The organism is Candidatus Aquicultor sp. (assembly GCF_054640775.1).
Genome location: NZ_JBTSLF010000058.1, coordinates 1 through 15,582, shown reverse-complemented (window position 1 = coordinate 15,582; position 15,582 = coordinate 1). Strand labels below are relative to the sequence as shown.

At 53.3% G+C, this 15,582-nt stretch carries 15 protein-coding genes; 4 read left to right on the top strand and 11 right to left on the bottom strand.

Annotated elements, in window-relative coordinates; all coding sequences use genetic code 11:
* The 3 genes from ACYC56_RS06580 to ACYC56_RS06570 form a co-directional block, all read right to left on the bottom strand.
* Window positions 1–445, bottom strand: a 445-nt coding sequence (locus ACYC56_RS06580) for a transposase (RefSeq protein WP_461373383.1), incomplete at its 3' end; no start/stop codon positions are given.
* A gap of 129 nt (window positions 446–574) precedes the next feature.
* Entirely contained in the window at window positions 575–1,459 is an 885-nt protein-coding gene (gene galU / locus ACYC56_RS06575) for a UTP--glucose-1-phosphate uridylyltransferase GalU (protein ID WP_461373382.1), read from the bottom strand.
* Window positions 1,452–2,396, bottom strand: a complete 945-nt coding sequence (locus ACYC56_RS06570; protein ID WP_461373381.1) for an SDR family oxidoreductase — start codon at window positions 2,394–2,396, stop codon at window positions 1,452–1,454. The genes galU and ACYC56_RS06570 overlap by 8 nt, the downstream gene beginning before the upstream one ends.
* A gap of 211 nt (window positions 2,397–2,607) precedes the next feature.
* Between ACYC56_RS06570 and ACYC56_RS06565 the strand changes: the two genes are divergently transcribed.
* The 4 genes from ACYC56_RS06565 (at window position 2,608) to ACYC56_RS06550 (ending at window position 6,153) form a co-directional block, all read left to right on the top strand.
* Window positions 2,608–3,690 carry a glucose-1-phosphate thymidylyltransferase gene (locus tag ACYC56_RS06565; RefSeq protein ID WP_461373380.1) on the top strand — a complete coding sequence of 361 codons (1,083 nt, stop codon included), beginning with the start codon at window positions 2,608–2,610 and terminating at the stop codon, window positions 3,688–3,690.
* Window positions 3,691–3,789: 99 nt separating this feature from the next.
* Window positions 3,790–4,245: a dTDP-4-dehydrorhamnose 3,5-epimerase family protein gene (locus ACYC56_RS06560; RefSeq protein ID WP_461373379.1), complete on the top strand. Its 456-nt coding sequence runs from the start codon at window positions 3,790–3,792 to the stop codon at window positions 4,243–4,245.
* Between the two features lie 28 nt (window positions 4,246–4,273).
* Window positions 4,274–5,242 (top strand): dTDP-glucose 4,6-dehydratase, encoded by a 969-nt coding sequence (gene rfbB / locus ACYC56_RS06555; RefSeq protein WP_461373378.1) that lies wholly within the window; start codon window positions 4,274–4,276, stop codon window positions 5,240–5,242.
* A 116-nt stretch (window positions 5,243–5,358) separates the two neighbouring features.
* On the top strand, window positions 5,359–6,153 hold the full coding sequence (locus ACYC56_RS06550) for a glucose-6-phosphate isomerase family protein (protein ID WP_461373377.1): 795 nt from the start codon (window positions 5,359–5,361) through the stop codon (window positions 6,151–6,153).
* A 136-nt stretch (window positions 6,154–6,289) separates the two neighbouring features.
* Here ACYC56_RS06550 and hemL read toward each other — a convergent pair whose 3' ends face one another.
* From hemL to ACYC56_RS06510, 8 genes are all read right to left on the bottom strand, one after another.
* The gene (gene hemL / locus ACYC56_RS06545) at window positions 6,290–7,585 is read right to left on the bottom strand and encodes a glutamate-1-semialdehyde 2,1-aminomutase (RefSeq protein ID WP_461373376.1); all 1,296 of its coding nucleotides are present in this window, start codon (window positions 7,583–7,585) and stop codon (window positions 6,290–6,292) included.
* Between the two features lie 262 nt (window positions 7,586–7,847).
* Complete coding sequence (gene ahbD / locus ACYC56_RS06540) at window positions 7,848–9,014, bottom strand: heme b synthase (RefSeq protein ID WP_461373375.1); 1,167 nt, start codon at window positions 9,012–9,014, stop codon at window positions 7,848–7,850.
* Window positions 9,015–9,208: 194 nt separating this feature from the next.
* Window positions 9,209–10,180, bottom strand: a complete 972-nt coding sequence (gene hemB / locus ACYC56_RS06535; RefSeq protein WP_461373374.1) for a porphobilinogen synthase — start codon at window positions 10,178–10,180, stop codon at window positions 9,209–9,211.
* Between the two features lie 27 nt (window positions 10,181–10,207).
* Complete coding sequence (gene cobA / locus ACYC56_RS06530) at window positions 10,208–11,734, bottom strand: uroporphyrinogen-III C-methyltransferase (RefSeq protein ID WP_461373373.1); 1,527 nt, start codon at window positions 11,732–11,734, stop codon at window positions 10,208–10,210.
* A gap of 62 nt (window positions 11,735–11,796) precedes the next feature.
* Complete coding sequence (hemC, locus tag ACYC56_RS06525; RefSeq protein ID WP_461373372.1) at window positions 11,797–12,759, bottom strand: hydroxymethylbilane synthase; 963 nt, start codon at window positions 12,757–12,759, stop codon at window positions 11,797–11,799.
* A 4-nt stretch (window positions 12,760–12,763) separates the two neighbouring features.
* Window positions 12,764–14,104 carry a glutamyl-tRNA reductase gene (gene hemA, locus ACYC56_RS06520; RefSeq protein WP_461373371.1) on the bottom strand — a complete coding sequence of 447 codons (1,341 nt, stop codon included), beginning with the start codon at window positions 14,102–14,104 and terminating at the stop codon, window positions 12,764–12,766.
* Window positions 14,095–14,718, bottom strand: coding sequence for a precorrin-2 dehydrogenase/sirohydrochlorin ferrochelatase family protein (locus tag ACYC56_RS06515; RefSeq protein WP_461373370.1), 624 nt, complete (start codon window positions 14,716–14,718; stop codon window positions 14,095–14,097). Before ACYC56_RS06515 ends, hemA begins: the two co-directional genes overlap by 10 nt.
* 3 nt (window positions 14,719–14,721) lie before the next feature.
* On the bottom strand, window positions 14,722–15,582 hold an 861-nt coding region (locus ACYC56_RS06510), incomplete at its 5' end, for a cytochrome C assembly family protein (protein ID WP_461373369.1).

The following is a 15,582-nucleotide window of genomic DNA, read 5'->3' as shown; positions in this document are numbered from 1 at the left end:
ATGAAAAAGGATATTCCGCCGCATTCTCAACCAGCCCGTTGCGCACCGGATTCTCATAAATAAAAAGCGCCGTAGTTATTATTTCCTCGTCGGGCAAGGGATAGTCTATAAAATCGGGGCGCCACACCGCATCTTTGTAACCGACCCGCGTCATCACATACTCGTATCTAAACCTTAACAGTTTGATGAAGTGGGCCAGCAGAACATCTCCCGGTTGCACCAGAAGATGGAGGTGGTCCGGCATAATGCAAAAAGCGAACAGGCTGTACTTGTGTAAAACGGATGTCTCAAAAATCAAATACGCAAGGTTGTTGCAATTGCTCGCAGAGCTAAAAAGCGGATTCTTATCGTGCGTTGAAAGTATCGCATGGTAAGTAAGCGGCATAGGACTTACTTTGTCGGCTTCTTCGATTTCTGCTGCTGCATATAAACGCCTGCCCTCCATGTCATATTACAATAAAGTAATCGTATTGCATATACAATACCTGATGATAAAATATTATAGTTAAATAGAGGCACAACGTGCAGCGTCATTTTACCGCTTGATCTTGCCTGACCAGGGATAGCAAACTGCTTACTCGCTCAGCAATTCTTTAAGATAGCTCCTAAGTTCAGCCCCGAATTCCTTGTTCATCAATGCGAGTTCAACCGTGGCTTTTATCCAGCTGAGCTTGTTGCCGATATCATAGCGCGGCCCCGTTACTTCGAAGGCATAGATCTCCTCTTTCTTTAAGAGCCGCTTCAATGCATCGGTAAGCTGAAGTTCTCCGCCTAAACCCGGCTCTGTTTTAGAAAGCGCCGGGAAGATACCGGGGGTTAAGATATACCTGCCGAGCATCGCAAGATCCGACGGGGCCTCTTTTAGAGACGGCTTTTCAACGAGGTCAGTTACCCTGTAGAGGTGCTCCCCTATTTTTTCGGCCTGTATGATTCCGTATTTATTCACCTCTTGCATGGGAACACGCTCAACCGCAACAACGCTTGCGCCAAGCTTGTTATAAACTTTGATGAGTTCCTTTATGCAGGGGTTGTCGCCCAGCGTTATCGCGTCCCCAAGGAGCACGGCAAAGGGGTTGTCCCCGATGTGCTTTTCCGCACAGAGAACGGCGTGCCCCAAACCTGCTGCTATCTTCTGCCTGATATAGTGGATATCCGCAAGCTTTGCGATCTCCTCGAGTTCAGCCACGGCGATGTGATCGTTTTTCTTCTTGAGTACCGACTCGAGTTCAAAGGAGCGGTCGAAGTGGTCCTCGATGGCGCGCTTTCCCCGCCCGGTAATGATCAAGACATCGTGGATGCCGGATGCGACCGCCTCTTCCACTACGTACTGTATCGTCGGTTTATCCACAACGGGAATCATCTCTTTGGGCTGCGATTTGGTTATCGGTAAGAACCTCGTCCCGAGGCCCGCAGCCGGAATAACTGCCTTTTTTATGCTCTTCTTTGGTGTATTAGGCACTTTTGTCTCTCCCTTCGCCACTCGGCTTCGGCTTAACCATCCTGTTCCCAATAAAATCTTCGAGCGCGCTTTCCCACGTGCGTATCGAACCCCCAATAGTCGATGCAAGCGCGCTGTTTTGTAAGACGGAGTATGCGGGTCGTATTGCCGGCCTGCTCAACTGTTCTGAAGATATAGGCTTAACGGGTACCCGGTGCCTCCCGCTTAATTCTAGCACCTTTCGCGCAAAGCCACACCATGATACCTGACCGGAGTTGACCGCGTGATACATCCCATATTTCCCCGTTTTGATGAGACGGGCAACGGCCAGAGCAACGTCTACCGTATAAGTCGGAGAGCCGAATTGGTCGTCGACCACCTTGAGTTTCCCCCACGCCTTTCGCCTTTCAGGCTGCAGTCCACGCCTTTCGCCCTTTGGGCTCCAGTTCAGGCTGCAGTCCGCCAACCTCATCATGGTCGTGACAAAGTTCTTACCGTTTTCGCCGTAAAGCCAGGCAGTCCTAATAATGTAGTGCTCGGCAAGAAGGCTTGACACAAACTGCTCGCCGGCTAACTTTGAAAAGCCATAGACGTTAAGCGGATTCGGTCGGTCCCGCTCGAGGTAAGGTTCCGTTTTGAACCCATCGAATACAAAATCCGTGCTAACGTAAAGCATTGCCGCACCGACCTTCCGGCATGCCAGGGCGATATTTCGGGTTCCTATCGCATTTACACGGTATGCGTCACGTACATTGCTTTCACACCCATCTACGTCGGTATATGCCGCCGCATGGACGACAATCTGCGGTTCCACTTCAAGAATAGATGTTTCGACGGCACGGGCATCGGTGATATCCACCTCGCCCACATCAAGCCCCCTAACCGTATGCTCCTTCGACAGGACCTCGACCATATCGGTGCCGAGCATTCCTCTTGCTCCTGTTACAAGTACCTTCAAAAACTCTCCCCTCATCCAACCATCCCGACGATTATCGGATGGCGCCATTCTTTTCTTGTTTAAACTTTCCCGTTTACGTGAATTAATAAATAGCTCACTCCTTTCGCCGTTCCGGCTGCAGTTCGCCCATCCGGGCTGCAGTTCGCCCATCCGCGAAGCCGGAGGGGCAGCAGCTTCAGATAATGTGCGTTTTCTGCTGGAGGACAGTTGTATGAAAGGTTTAATCTTAAGCGGCGGAACCGGGACACGCCTGAGACCCATCACTTTTACCAGTGCGAAGCAACTCGTCCCGGTCGCCAACAAACCGATCCTCTTTTATGCGATCGAGACGATACGGGCGGCGGGGATCACAGAGATCGGTATCATCGTTGGCGAGACGAAGGACGAGGTAAAGCAAGCTGTGGGTGACGGCGGCCGGTTCGGTGTCGCCATCACGTACATCGAGCAGGAAGCCCCGTTAGGCCTCGCCCACGCCGTTAAGATCGCCGAGCCTTTCATCCAGGATGATACGTTCGTTATGTTTTTGGGCGACAACCTCATCAAAGATGGCATATGCGGCCTGGTCGATGAGTTTAAACAGGAGAAGCCCAACTGCCAGATACTTCTTGCGCATGTGCCGAACCCACAGGCATTCGGTGTCGCCGAGCTTGAGGATGGCCGAAGCCCAAAGGGCGGTAGGATAAAAAGCCTGGTGGAAAAACCAAAAGAGCCGCCATCCGACCTTGCGTTGGTCGGTGTGTATATGTTTGATAAGAACGTCTTTGAGGCGGTTAACGCCATCAAACCATCCGGCCGCGGCGAGCTTGAGATTACCGACGCCATCCAGTACCTGGTGGATGCGGGCTACGATGTGCAGCCGCATGTGATCGAAGGATGGTGGAAGGACACCGGAAAGCTCGAGGACATGCTCGAGGCCAACCGTATCATGCTCGAGACTATCGAAACCAGGATCGAAGGCACCGTCGATAAAAGTAGTACCGTTTACGGCAAAGTAATTGTCGAGGCCGGGGCGAAAATCCACGGCTCGGTCGTGCGGGGCCCGGCTATAATCGGCAAGAACAGTAAGATACTACACTCCTACATCGGCCCGTTCACCTCGGTACACGACAATGTAACGATTATGAACAGCGAAGTCGAGCACTCCATAATCTTGGCCGACTGCACGATCGACGCCATCGGAAGCCGCATCGAAGACAGCTTGCTCGGGCGAAACGTAAGGGTCCACAGAAGCGAGCGAAAACCCAAGGCGTACAGGCTTATGGTCGGCGATAACAGCGAAGTGGAAGTCCTTTAATTATCTGCAGCCTGAAAGGCGAACTGCAGCCTGGACTGGAGCCCGGAGGGCGAAAGGCGTGGACTGAAGCCTGGAAGGCGAAAGGAGGTCGAACGACTCGTGATAGATGGTGTTAAACTCAAAAACCTTAAAGTAATCCCCGACGAGCGCGGGCGCCTGATGGAAATCCTGAGGGGCGATGATGACGTATTCGAGCAGTTCGGGCAGGTTTACATGACGACCACCTACCCCGGGGTCATCAAAGCCTGGCATTTGCATAAGCTGCAAACCGATAATATAGTGGTAGTCAAGGGGATGCTGAAGCTTGCACTCTACGATGACCGGGAGGGGTCGCCCACCAGGGGTGAGGTCAACGAGTTTTTTATCGGCGAGCATAATCCCGTACTCGTTCAGGTTCCGACCGATGTGTACCACGGTTGGAAATGCATGAGCGAAACAGAGGCTATCGTCATCAACATCCCCACGCAGTCATATAACTACCGGGAACCGGACGAGCACCGGCTTCCCTACGATAGCGAGGTAATCCCCTACGACTGGGGCATCAAGCACGGCTAAGAATTATAAACTATGGAGGTTTTGGGTTTTGAAGATTTTTGTGACGGGTGGGGCCGGGTTTATCGGTTCGAACTTTATCCGGTATATGCTGGATTCCTACGCACACTACGAGATTGTTAACTTTGATAAGCTGACCTATGCCGGCAACCTGGATAACCTTAAAGGGGTCGACGAAGACCCGCGCTACCGGTTCGTTAAAGCTGATATCTGCGACGCGAACGCCGTCATAGCGGCCTTAAAGGGATGCGACGCCGTGGTTAATTTTGCGGCGGAGAGCCATGTCGACCGCTCGATAACCTCGGCTAAAGAGTTCATAGCCACCAATATCATGGGCACGCAGGTGCTCCTTGAGGCCGTGCGTGAGCTTGCTGTCCCACGGTACTTACAGGTAAGCACCGACGAGGTGTACGGCAGCATCGATGTGGGCTCGTTTAAAGAGACCGATCCTCTCGAGCCGAGCAGCCCATACTCCGCAAGCAAGGCCTCGGCGGATCTCTTGTGCCGCTCCTACTACACGACGTTCGGGGTACCGGTTATCATAACTAGAAGCTCGAATAACTTCGGCCCGTATCAATATCCGGAAAAACTCATACCGCTGTTCGCTACCAACCTGCTTGAGGATATCCCTGTTCCCATCTACGGCGACGGCAAGAACGTTCGGGACTGGTGCTATGTCGAAGATAATTGCCGCGGTATAGACGCGGTGCTCCATAAGGGAGAGACCGGCGAGATCTACAACATCGGCGCCGGCAACGAGGTGACGAACCTCATCATCACCGGCACCATCCTAGACCACCTGCAAAAGCCGAAATCGCTGAAGCAGTATGTGCCCGACCGGCTGGGGCATGACCGCAGGTACTCGATCGAGACCTCGAAAGTGCGCGCCCTCGGTTGGGAGCCGCACTATGATTTTGCCACCGCAATGGGCATGACGATCGACTGGTATCGCGGCAATGAGTGGTGGTGGCGACCGTTAAAGACGCTTTCCACTACCTAGCGGTCTAATAAAAACCGGCGACTATGCAGGAAAACCACGTGCATTTTTAGAATACCAACCAAACAGCTAATTAATGACCCTATCCAAAACCTACTGCTTAGAATGGAGGAGTGGATTTGCTAAAGCTCGATACAGTTTCAGGTTTACCGTTGCAACTAGAGGATGCCCGCCTGGTATTCGAGGGAGGTCTGCCGGAGGTAAAGCCGGATGTCCGCCATCTGGCCGCTTTAGAGGTTGTTCTGGCACCGAATTCCCCGCTTAAGGGCCCCGAGGAAGTCTATTTCATGTACCGCGACATCGGCTGGCCGGATCATAAGAGCATGTTCAGGCAAAGGAACTACCGCTACGATATCACAACGCTTCAACCCGGCGCGGTTGGGCGGGAGCGTGTTAAAACCGTGGGGCACTACCACCCCCTCGTCCCCGGCACCAACGTTACCTATCCCGAAGTGTATGAGGTAATAAGCGGGCGCGCCCACTATATCTGCCAGAAGGTGGATGGAAACAAGGTGCTGGAGTTCTTTGTAGTCGAGGCGCTACCCGGTCAAAAAGTTGTAATTCCCCCAGGCTACGGCCATATAACGATTAATCCCGGAGACGAGCCGCTGGTTATGAGCAACGTTACGGCGGATGGCTTTAAGTCGATTTATAAACCACTCGAAGACCTGCACGGGGGCGCGTATTACGAACTCGAAGACTTCTCCTGGGAGAAAAACGAAAATTACGTGGAGCTTAGCGTGCCCAAATGGGCTAAGGCAAACGAAGTGCCGGAGTTCGGCCTCACCGAAGCCCGGCCGCTTTACGTTTCAATCGCCGAAGACCCGGATAAATTCGACTACCTGCTCAATCCCCAGAATTACCTTGATAGCTTCTCTAGCGCTTTGAAGATGACGGGCAATCTGCTGGGATAGAACAGTAGGCAGTAAGCAGTACGGAGTAGGCAGCATATAGGGCGGAGCTTAGCTCCGCCCTAACTTGTTCTTACTGTTTTATTCTGCCTAGTGCCTACTGCTTACTGCCTACTTACTTCCTTGTGTGCTCTAAGCCTTATGCTTTTACAACTAAGCTCTTGAGGGCTCTCCTAGCTGCTTCAATCGTGCGGTCGATGTCCACTTCGGTGTGGGCGGTCGAAACAAAGGCGGCTTCGAACTGCGAGGGGGCGAGGTTGATGCCCTGCTCGAGCATTGATTTAAAGTATGCCGCGTACCTGGCAGTATCGGATGTCTTTGCGCTCTGGTAGTCATACACCGGCTGGTCCGTGAAGAACATGCAGCTCAGTGAGCCTACGCGGGTAAACTGCGCGGGTACCCCCGCCTCTTCAGCCGCAGCTTTCAGGCCACCGGCAAACAGCGCACCCTTGCGATCCAGCTCTTCGTAGACCTTGGGGTTTTTCAGGATATTGAGCAGTGTAATGCCGGCGGTCATCGCAATCGGGTTTCCCGAAAGCGTCCCCGCTTGATAGACCGAGCCTACAGGCGCAATCGCATCCATGATCTCGGTGCGACCGCCAAATGCCCCGACCGGGAAGCCGCCGCCGATGATCTTGCCGAGGCAGGTTAAATCGGGCATGACGTTGTAATACTTCTGGGCGCCGCCGTACGATACCCTAAAACCGGTAATGACCTCGTCAAATATCAAAACAACGCCGTACTCTTTGGTGACCTTTCTCAAACCCTCGAGAAACCCCTCTTTTGGAGGGATGACCCCCGCGTTTCCCCCGACCGGCTCGATGATAACCGCGGCGATCTGCTCGTGCTGCTCGCGGAGGAGCTTCTCGACCGCCTCGAGGTCGTTATAGGGCAGGTTTATAGTGTCCTGGGCAGCGCCCTTGGTAACGCCAGGGCTATCCGGCAAACCGAGTGTGGTAACACCGGAACCGGCCTGAACGAGCAATGCATCCGAGTGCCCGTGATAGCAGCCCTCGAACTTTACGAACTTCGCGCGTCCCGTATAGCCGCGCGCCAGGCGAATGGCACTCATGACCGCCTCGGTCCCCGAACTGACCATCCTTACCTTTTCAACCGACGGCACCGCATTGACTACAGCTTTTGCCATCTCGACCTCGAGTTCTGTGGGCGCGCCAAAGCTTGTGCCGTTCTCAAGGGCTGCCCTTACCGCTGCGTTTATCTCATCGTTCGCATGGCCCAGAATCATCGGCCCCCATGACGCCACGTAATCGATATACTCATTGCCGTCAACGTCGTATATCTTTGAGCCCTTTGCTTTCTCAATAAACAGCGGGCTTAGTCCTACCGATTTGAACGCCCGCACCGGACTGTTGACTCCCCCCGGAATATACTTCTGGGCTTCGTCGAATAACTGCCGAGATCTCGATGTGTCCATGCTTCTCCCTCCGAATATTTGCAATAAAATACTTTATACTAAAACTTCTTTGTTCGTCTTCTCAAACGGATACGTCCGCACCGCTTGTTCACTTATTGTTTACGTTCACTTTTTATTTACAATAATTACTGTACACTATTTATTAACACTTTGTACATTATTGGTTAACATGTTAACAACCTGCTTCTACCTGCAGTAATCCCAAGCGCAAAGCACCTGGGATTATGATAGTGTATATAATAATTGAACGATTGTTAACTATTTATTGACAACCCTGGCTTCCGCAACCGCACCCAGAGTCGCCGGTTACTGCAGCCGCTTTTGGCACGTACACGCAGTAAGGCTCTTCGGCAAGATAATCTCCGGTGGCCTCAAACGCACGGGCACGGCAGCCGCCGCAGACACGCTTGTACTCGCAGACCCCGCATTTGCCTTTAAGTTTGTCGAAGTCTCTTAAATCCATAAAAAGCGGTGAGGTTTCCCAGATTTCATTAAAGGGCTTCTCTTTAACATTGCCGGCCGCTTTCTCGAAGTAGCCGCATGGTTGAACTTGGCCGACGTGGCTTATGAAGCAGAAGCCGATGCCGCCAAGGCAGCCCCTCGTCATCGTCTCAAGGCCGCGTGATGCGTGCGGGTGCCCGGACATCATCGTTGACGCCTTCTCCCCGTCGGCCTTGGCGCGCTGGCGCATGATCCTGAAGTAGTGCGGCGCATCGGTTGGTTTAAAGAAGATATCTTTCTCTTCCTTTTGTTTATCGTAGACCCAGTTCAGCGCGCGCTCATATTCTTCCGGCGGAAGCTCCTGCTCCTCCAGCTCCTTACCGCGACCGGTGGGAACCAGCAGGAACGGGTGGAACGCAACGGCACCGACGTCCTTGGCGAATTTAAGCAAATCATCAAGATACTCGACATTGAGCTTGGTGATGGTCGAGTTGATCTGCACTTCGATTCCCGCCTCCTGGGCGATTTTTATACCCCTGACCGCGTCATCAAAAGCGCCTTTCAGTCCCCTAAATTCATCGTGCTTTTCGGCGAACGGGAAATCGATGCTAACGCTCATTCTCGGTATGCCGACTTCTTTTAGCTTGGCGGCTATCTCGGGGGTCATGAGCGTTGCGTTTGTGCCGAGAACCATTCTCAGCCCGATGTCATGCCCGTATTTTGCTATTTCGTAGAAATCAGGCCTGGCCAACGGCTCACCGCCGGTAAGAATTATAATGGGGTCGCTGAATGATTTTATATTGTCGAGAAGCGCCTTTGCCTCCTCCGTCGAGAGTTCCCCTTCGTATGCCCCATGGAGGGCGGACGCGCGACAATGAATGCACGCGAGATTACAGCTTCGCGTTATCTCCCATGCGATCATTCTCGGTGGGGGTACAGCCCCTTTGAGTTCCTTTATCTCGGCTTTTGGCGTTTCCTGATTACTCACAACAATAGCCTCCTGCTTACACTTGCAGGGTCCTGGGTCCGGGGACCAGGGTCCAGGGGAAAACCCCTCTTCTTTACCTGCTCCTAACGAACACCCAACCCATGTATTTCTTAAAATATCTAAAAGATCTTTTTATGCCTTGGCCTACATTCTCGACCCTCATCCCTGGACCCAGGACCCTGGCCTCTGGACCCTTAACTCAGCCACCTGGCCGCATCTTTGGCGTGATACGTGATGATTATATCTGCACCGGCCCGTTTGATACCGGTCAAGATCTCCAGAGCCACGCGCTTCTCATCAATCCAGCCTTTCTCTGCTGCGGCTTTCACCATCGAGAACTCACCGCTCACATTGTAGGCGGCTGTCGGGTAGCCGAATTCTTTCTTTATCGCGTAAATCAAATCGAGGCAACTCAGAGCCGGTTTTACCATGACGATATCTGCGCCTTCCTCGATATCGAGGGATACCTCGCGCAGGGCCTCAAGGCCGTTTGCCGCATCCATCTGATACGAGCGGCGATCGCCGAACTGCGGCGTGGACTCGGCCGCTTCCCTAAACGGGCCGTAGAACGCCGAGGCGTGTTTTGCCGAGTACGCCATAATCGGGATGTCTTGATACCGGTTCTCGTCTAAAATAGAGCGTATCGCAGCCACGCGTCCGTCCATCATGTCGGATGGGGCCACGATATCGGCACCGGCCTCCACATGCGTGAGCGCCTCTTTGGCGAGAAGCTCGAGGGTGACATCGTTTAATACCTCACCGTCACGGATAATACCGCAGTGACCGTGGCTCGTGTATTCGCAGAGACACACATCGGTTACCACAAGCAGGTCCGGAACTTCTTTCTTGATCGCCCGGATGGCCCTCTGAACTATACCGTCCTCATCGTAGGCTTCTGAGCCCACCTCATCTTTTGCGAATGGTATTCCAAACAATAGGATCGCGGGGATACCGAGGTCTTTGACTTCTCGCGCCTCCCCGACGATGTTATCGATCGACATCTGGTAGTTGCCCGGCATCGATGAGATCTCTTTTTTGAAGCCTTCGCCCGGCGCTACAAAAAGCGGATAGATAAGGTCATCGACCCGCAAGTGGGTCTCGCGTACCATCCTTCTTAAGTTCTCATTCTTGCGCAACCGGCGCGGCCTGTATGTCGGAAAATACATTAGCCATCAATTCCTTTACTCACAATATTAGTAGTTCTTAGAATTAGTTTTTAGAATCGCATCGACAAGACCCGGTATCGTGTACTCGCCGGCGAGGATATCGACATCCAAGCCGAGATTCCGTACGGCATCGGCCGTTACCGGGCCGATAGCGGCGATAAGCACGCCATCCATAAGTCCTTTAAACTCGTCGCCGAGCAGTTTTGCAAAATTGTTGATCGTCGACGGGCTTGTAAATGTGGCGATATCGATACTTTTCTCTGCCAGCATTTCTTTTATATGCTGTGCGGCTTGCCTATCCAGCACCGTTTGATATACCTCGGCGACATCGACCTCGCCGCCCATCGTGCGCAAGGTCTCGGGCAACACGTCGCGCGCCACCAGAGCCCTTGGGATAAGAAAGCGCTTCCCCTGTGCGCCAAGTTTTTCGAATTCGGCGATAAGGCCCTCGGCGACAAACTCTCTAGGGGTCAGGTCGATATGCAATAAAAGCTTTTTCACGGCCTTGGCGGTGGCCGGGCCGATAGTTGCGATCTTTGCCCCTGCAAGAATCCTGATATCCTTGCCGAGGGTCTTCATGCGGCGTATAAAATAGCGGACGCCGTTTGCACTGGTGAAAATGATCCAGTCGTAACCGGGACCCTTTTCCAGGCGTTCGATGGCCGCATCGATATTGGCGAAACTATCCGGATCGGTAATCTTGATCGTCGGAATCGCGATCGGGTTCCCGCCGAGATCGGTCAGCATCTCTGAAAATATTTTTGCCTGTTCTTTTGCGCGGGTTATGAGGATGCGTTTGCCGAAGAGCGGCTTTTTCTCGAACCAGCACAGCTTCTCTCGCAAATCCACGACGTCGCCCACGATGATGATCGACGGGGCCCTCAACTTCGCCTGGGTCACCTGGCCGACGATGTTTTCAAGCGTGCCGATGACGGTCTGCTGCTGCGGGGTCGTTCCCCACCTTACAACGGCGACCGGCGTTTCCGGCGAGCGGCCGTTTTTTATGAGCTGCTCGACGATTGAAGGCAGATTGCGCATCCCCATGTAAAAGATAATCGTGCCGATGCCGACAAGGCTCTTCCAGTCGATATCGGTAGTCTGCTTCAGCGGGTCCTCGTGGCCGGTCACATAAGCGACCGTCGAGGTCATGCCGCGGTGTGTAACCGGAATGCCCGCATAGGCGGGAACGGCATTGCCCGCCGAGACTCCCGGCACAAACTCAAACTCGATGCCGTGTTCGACCAGCACCAGCGCCTCTTCACCGCCGCGACCGAATATAAGGGGGTCGCCCCCTTTAAGGCGGGTAACGACTTTGCCTTCCTTCGCCTTTTCAACCAGAAGCATGTTGATATCGGATTGGGTCACCGAGTGCTTTCCTTCGGCTTTTCCGACATAGATAAACTCGGCCCCCGCCTTGGCGTGCTCAAACAACAGATTGGTTGCCAAGCGGTCGTAGATTATGACATCGGCTTGAGCGATACACTCAAGTCCTTTTAGCGTTATAAGTCTCGGGTCGCCGGGACCGGCCCCAACTAAATATACTTTACCGTTCACTGTTCCACGTTACCTTTTCGTCTTTATATTAACTTGCGCTAAACACTCTACGTTGTTAGCGATTAGCCGTTAGTGTGGATTGGTTTTGGGACGACAGGGGTCTCCGCCCTTACTTCGGCAAGGATTTCATCTGCGCCCTGCGTCTTTAGTTTATCTGCCAGGCGCACGCCAAGCTCGTCGGCCTCTTCGGGGGCACCGGCGATGCTGTCCCTGATGAGGCGTGAACCATCCAGGCCCGCGACCATTCCTTCGAGTTTTAATACACCGTCTTCAAGGATGCCGAGAGCGCCTATCGGTATCTGGCAGCCGCCCTCGAGTTCGCGCAAAAGCGCCCGCTCGGCGGTTACCGCGGGCCTTGTTGCCGGGTCGTCGAGATAGGCCATAAGTTCGCGCATATCCTCATCGCCCTCGCGCACCTCGATGGCGATTGCGCCCTGGCCGACAGCTGAGAGCATAACGTCTGACGGGATGCGCTCGGTAATTCCTTCAGCCCAGCCCATCCTATCAAGACCCGCCGCGGCAAGCACGATGGCGTCGAATAATCCGTCATCCATCTTGCGAAGCCTCGTATCGAGGTTGCCTCTTACGTCCTCGATTTTAAGATCGGGACGGCGATGCAATATCTGCGCTATCCTGCGCAGTGAACTCGTGCCGATGACAGAGCCGGCGGGTAATGCGTCAAGCCCCTGCCCGCTTTTTGATATCAATACATCCCTGGGGTCGACCCTTTTTAGAAAAGCGCCGAGCGTCAAGCCCTCGGGAATTTGCGTCGGGACATCCTTGCTGCTATGCACGGCCAAATCGGCCTCGCCTTCAAGCAACGCGGTCTCGATTTCCTTTACAAAAAGCCCTTTGTCTCCGATACGCGACAGCGCCACGTCGAGGATTTTGTCTCCCTGGGTTTTGATGATCTTTAACTCGATCTCAACCCCGGTTTTTTCTTTTAAGATCGAAGCTACGTGCTCCGATTGCCAGAGCGCCAGCTTGCTCCCGCGGGTTCCAAGAATGAATTTCTTTTTTGTCATCTAATCACCTGTTAATTTTAAATGAAGCCTCGGGCTTTGCGACAAAGGTCGAGGCGCCTTCCGGCTCTTCGTTTTCTTCTTCGTCCTCGATATTAAACAGCACTTTCAGGGACTCTATATAGAGATAGCCGTCTTTTCGGGTCGAGCACTCCTTGGCCTTGACGATCGGCTGGTGGAGCAACTTGTTTACGATTGCGCTCGTAAGCGCGTTGACCGTGTTAAGCTCGGCATCCGAAAGGTTTGGGAGCTTACGTAAGTGCTTCTCCAGCTCTTTTTGCCGTATCTCCTCGGCCATACGCCGAAGACTTGCGATTGTCGGCGCCACTTCGAGGGTGGCCAACCAGGAGCTAAAGTTTGCTACCTCGTGCTCAACTATCTCCTCAGCTATTGTAGCAGCCTTTTTCCTCTCTTCAAGGTTGGTCTGCACAACGGAGTCCAGGTCGTCGATGTCGTAAGCGAAGACGTTGTAAATCTTAGCGGCCGCCGGATCGATATCCCGCGGCACCGCGATGTCGATAAAGAAGATCGGTTTGTTTTTCCGCTTCTGCATCACGTAGCCTACATGGTCTTTGGTTACGACATAATGAGGGGCGCCCGTCGAGCTGATCACGATATCGGCATAGACCATCTGGTCGACAAAATCGTTAAACCGCACGGCAACCCCGTTATACTTCTGGGCAAGGCTCTCGGCACGCTCATAGGTACGGTTGGTCACGATGACGTTGCTTACGCCGTTACTAAGCAGATGCGTTGCCGTAAGCTCGATCATCTCGCCGGCACCGATTAGCATAACCGTCCTGCCGCTTAAGGATTCGAACACTTTCTTGGCGAGTTCGACCGCAGCGTAGCTGATGGAGACCGCGCTCTCGCCGATCTCCGTCTCGGTCCGCACCCGCTTGCCCGCTAAAAACCCGTGGCGGAAGAGGCGGTTCATGACTGTAGAAGTCGCCTCTGCCTCAAACGCCGCGTTGTAGGCGGTCTTTACCTGGCCGAGAATCTGCGCCTCACCTATCACCATGGAATCAAGGCTTGAAGCAACCCTGAACAAATGAAGGATCGCATTTTTGCCCTCACGGAAATACAGGTACTTCTCGAGCTTATCGCGCTCCAGTGAGTGGTAGTCGCTGATAAACCGGATTACATCATCCTTGCCCTTGTCCGGGTCGCTGGCAACCACGTAGATTTCCATGCGGTTGCACGTAGAGAGGATGACCGCCTCGTTGATACTGGGATAGCCAGTCAACATATGCAGGGCGTCTGATAGAATCTGTTCGGGGAACGTCACTGTTTCCCTGATCTCAACTGGGGCCGTCTTATGACTTAGACCGGCAACAATTATATGCATGACCGTACTCTTTTCTCTACTTCGCCGTCATTGCCTTGCTTTATCAAATCGAGTACATCCGACTTGAGTAACCTGTTTAAGGCTTGTTTTCTTTCTTCGGGCTCATCATACTTGCCGTTGACTTCCGCACGAAAATCCTTCAAGACTTCGCAGTACCGCGCGTATTCGCTCCCGAACACGTCTTGCAACTGCTTGCGAATGTGTTTTGCTAGGGCTGGACAGCTTCCACTGGTAGAGATACTTATGACGAGATCGCCTCTGCGAACTGTCGAGGGTACGATGAAGGAACAAAGCTCTGGTACATCCACTACATTAACCGGTATGTTTTTTTTAGTCGCTTCTTGATGAACCTGCCTGTTTAGCTCGTTGTTATCGGTTGCCACTATCGCGAGCGTCGCCCCATCCACGTCACCCGGTTCGTAACCTCGCCCGGTTGCCGTTATGCGGCCCTCTTCTGCCAGGCGGGCCAGCCCCGGGGTGAACTGCGGGCTTACGACCGTAACATCGGCCCCGCACTCGATGAGTGACATAACCTTTCTCTCAGCAACATCTCCTCCGCCGATTACGACGCATTTCTTGCTTTCTAAGTCTATATATAACGGGTAAAAAGCCATTACTTAACCGAGACCCCCACCATATCTGTGTATACTCGGCAAGAGTTCGGTGATAAACCCGATGTTTCCAATGAGATACGTTGCGATCGCCACACCGAACCCGAGAATCGCAAAGGTGTTCGCCCTTTTGCCCCGCCATCCCAATGCGGCGCGCACGACAAGGTACGAACCGTAAACGACCCAGGTGGCTATCGCCATAAGGATCTTCGGGTCCATGTACCACATCGACCACTCGGGCAACATCTCTGCCCTCATGACACCGGTTGCTATGACTAACGTTAAAAACGTGAAGCTAAACGTAATGGATTTATGGCACAGGTCGTCCGATATCTCGAGCGACGGGAGTTTGCGAAAAATCTTGCCGGGCTTCTTCGTCCGCATATTTCTCAGTTGTTTTTCCTGAAGCATATAGGCGACAGCCAGCGCGAGCGCCACAGTCATCGACGCGTAGGCCAGCACGGCGAAGGTGACGTGCATGCCAACCCAGTAGCTCTTGAGCTGGTTGGTCAACTGCTCGCTGAGGCCATAGGCATGCCAGGCCAAAAACTGCAGGATAACCGCAACCGGCATGACCACCATGCCAAGCGCTTTGACCTTCGTGCTCTTTCCCGCGTAAATCGACTCGACTAAAAGAAAGATGCCGATGAGAAACGCCGCAAAGATAATCCGCATCGTAAAGGGGCCGGCCGTTTGCGAAATGCCCAGTGCCTGAGCCCTTAAAAATATGACAAGCAGCAAAAGCGCGAACGAACCTAACGCCGCCCCAAGCGCCGTATACACATGCACCCGGCGCTCGGCCCTTGCTGCAAAATTACCGATGTAAGCAAGACTGCTGGTGACACCCGATACGAGCGCCAACCAAAA

What these genes read in the sequence shown, in the direction of transcription:
- ACYC56_RS06565 (WP_461373380.1), top strand. Translation starts at nt 2,608, where the DNA reads ATGAAAGGTTTAATCTTAAGCGGCGGAACCGGGACACGCCTGAGACCC.
- hemL (WP_461373376.1), bottom strand. Translation starts at nt 7,585, where the DNA reads ATGGACACATCGAGATCTCGGCAGTTATTCGACGAAGCCCAGAAGTAT.
- hemB (WP_461373374.1), bottom strand. Translation starts at nt 10,180, where the DNA reads ATGTATTTTCCGACATACAGGCCGCGCCGGTTGCGCAAGAATGAGAAC.
- hemC (WP_461373372.1), bottom strand. Translation starts at nt 12,759, where the DNA reads ATGACAAAAAAGAAATTCATTCTTGGAACCCGCGGGAGCAAGCTGGCG.
- hemA (WP_461373371.1), bottom strand. Translation starts at nt 14,104, where the DNA reads ATGCATATAATTGTTGCCGGTCTAAGTCATAAGACGGCCCCAGTTGAG.
- ACYC56_RS06515 (WP_461373370.1), bottom strand. Translation starts at nt 14,718, where the DNA reads ATGGCTTTTTACCCGTTATATATAGACTTAGAAAGCAAGAAATGCGTC.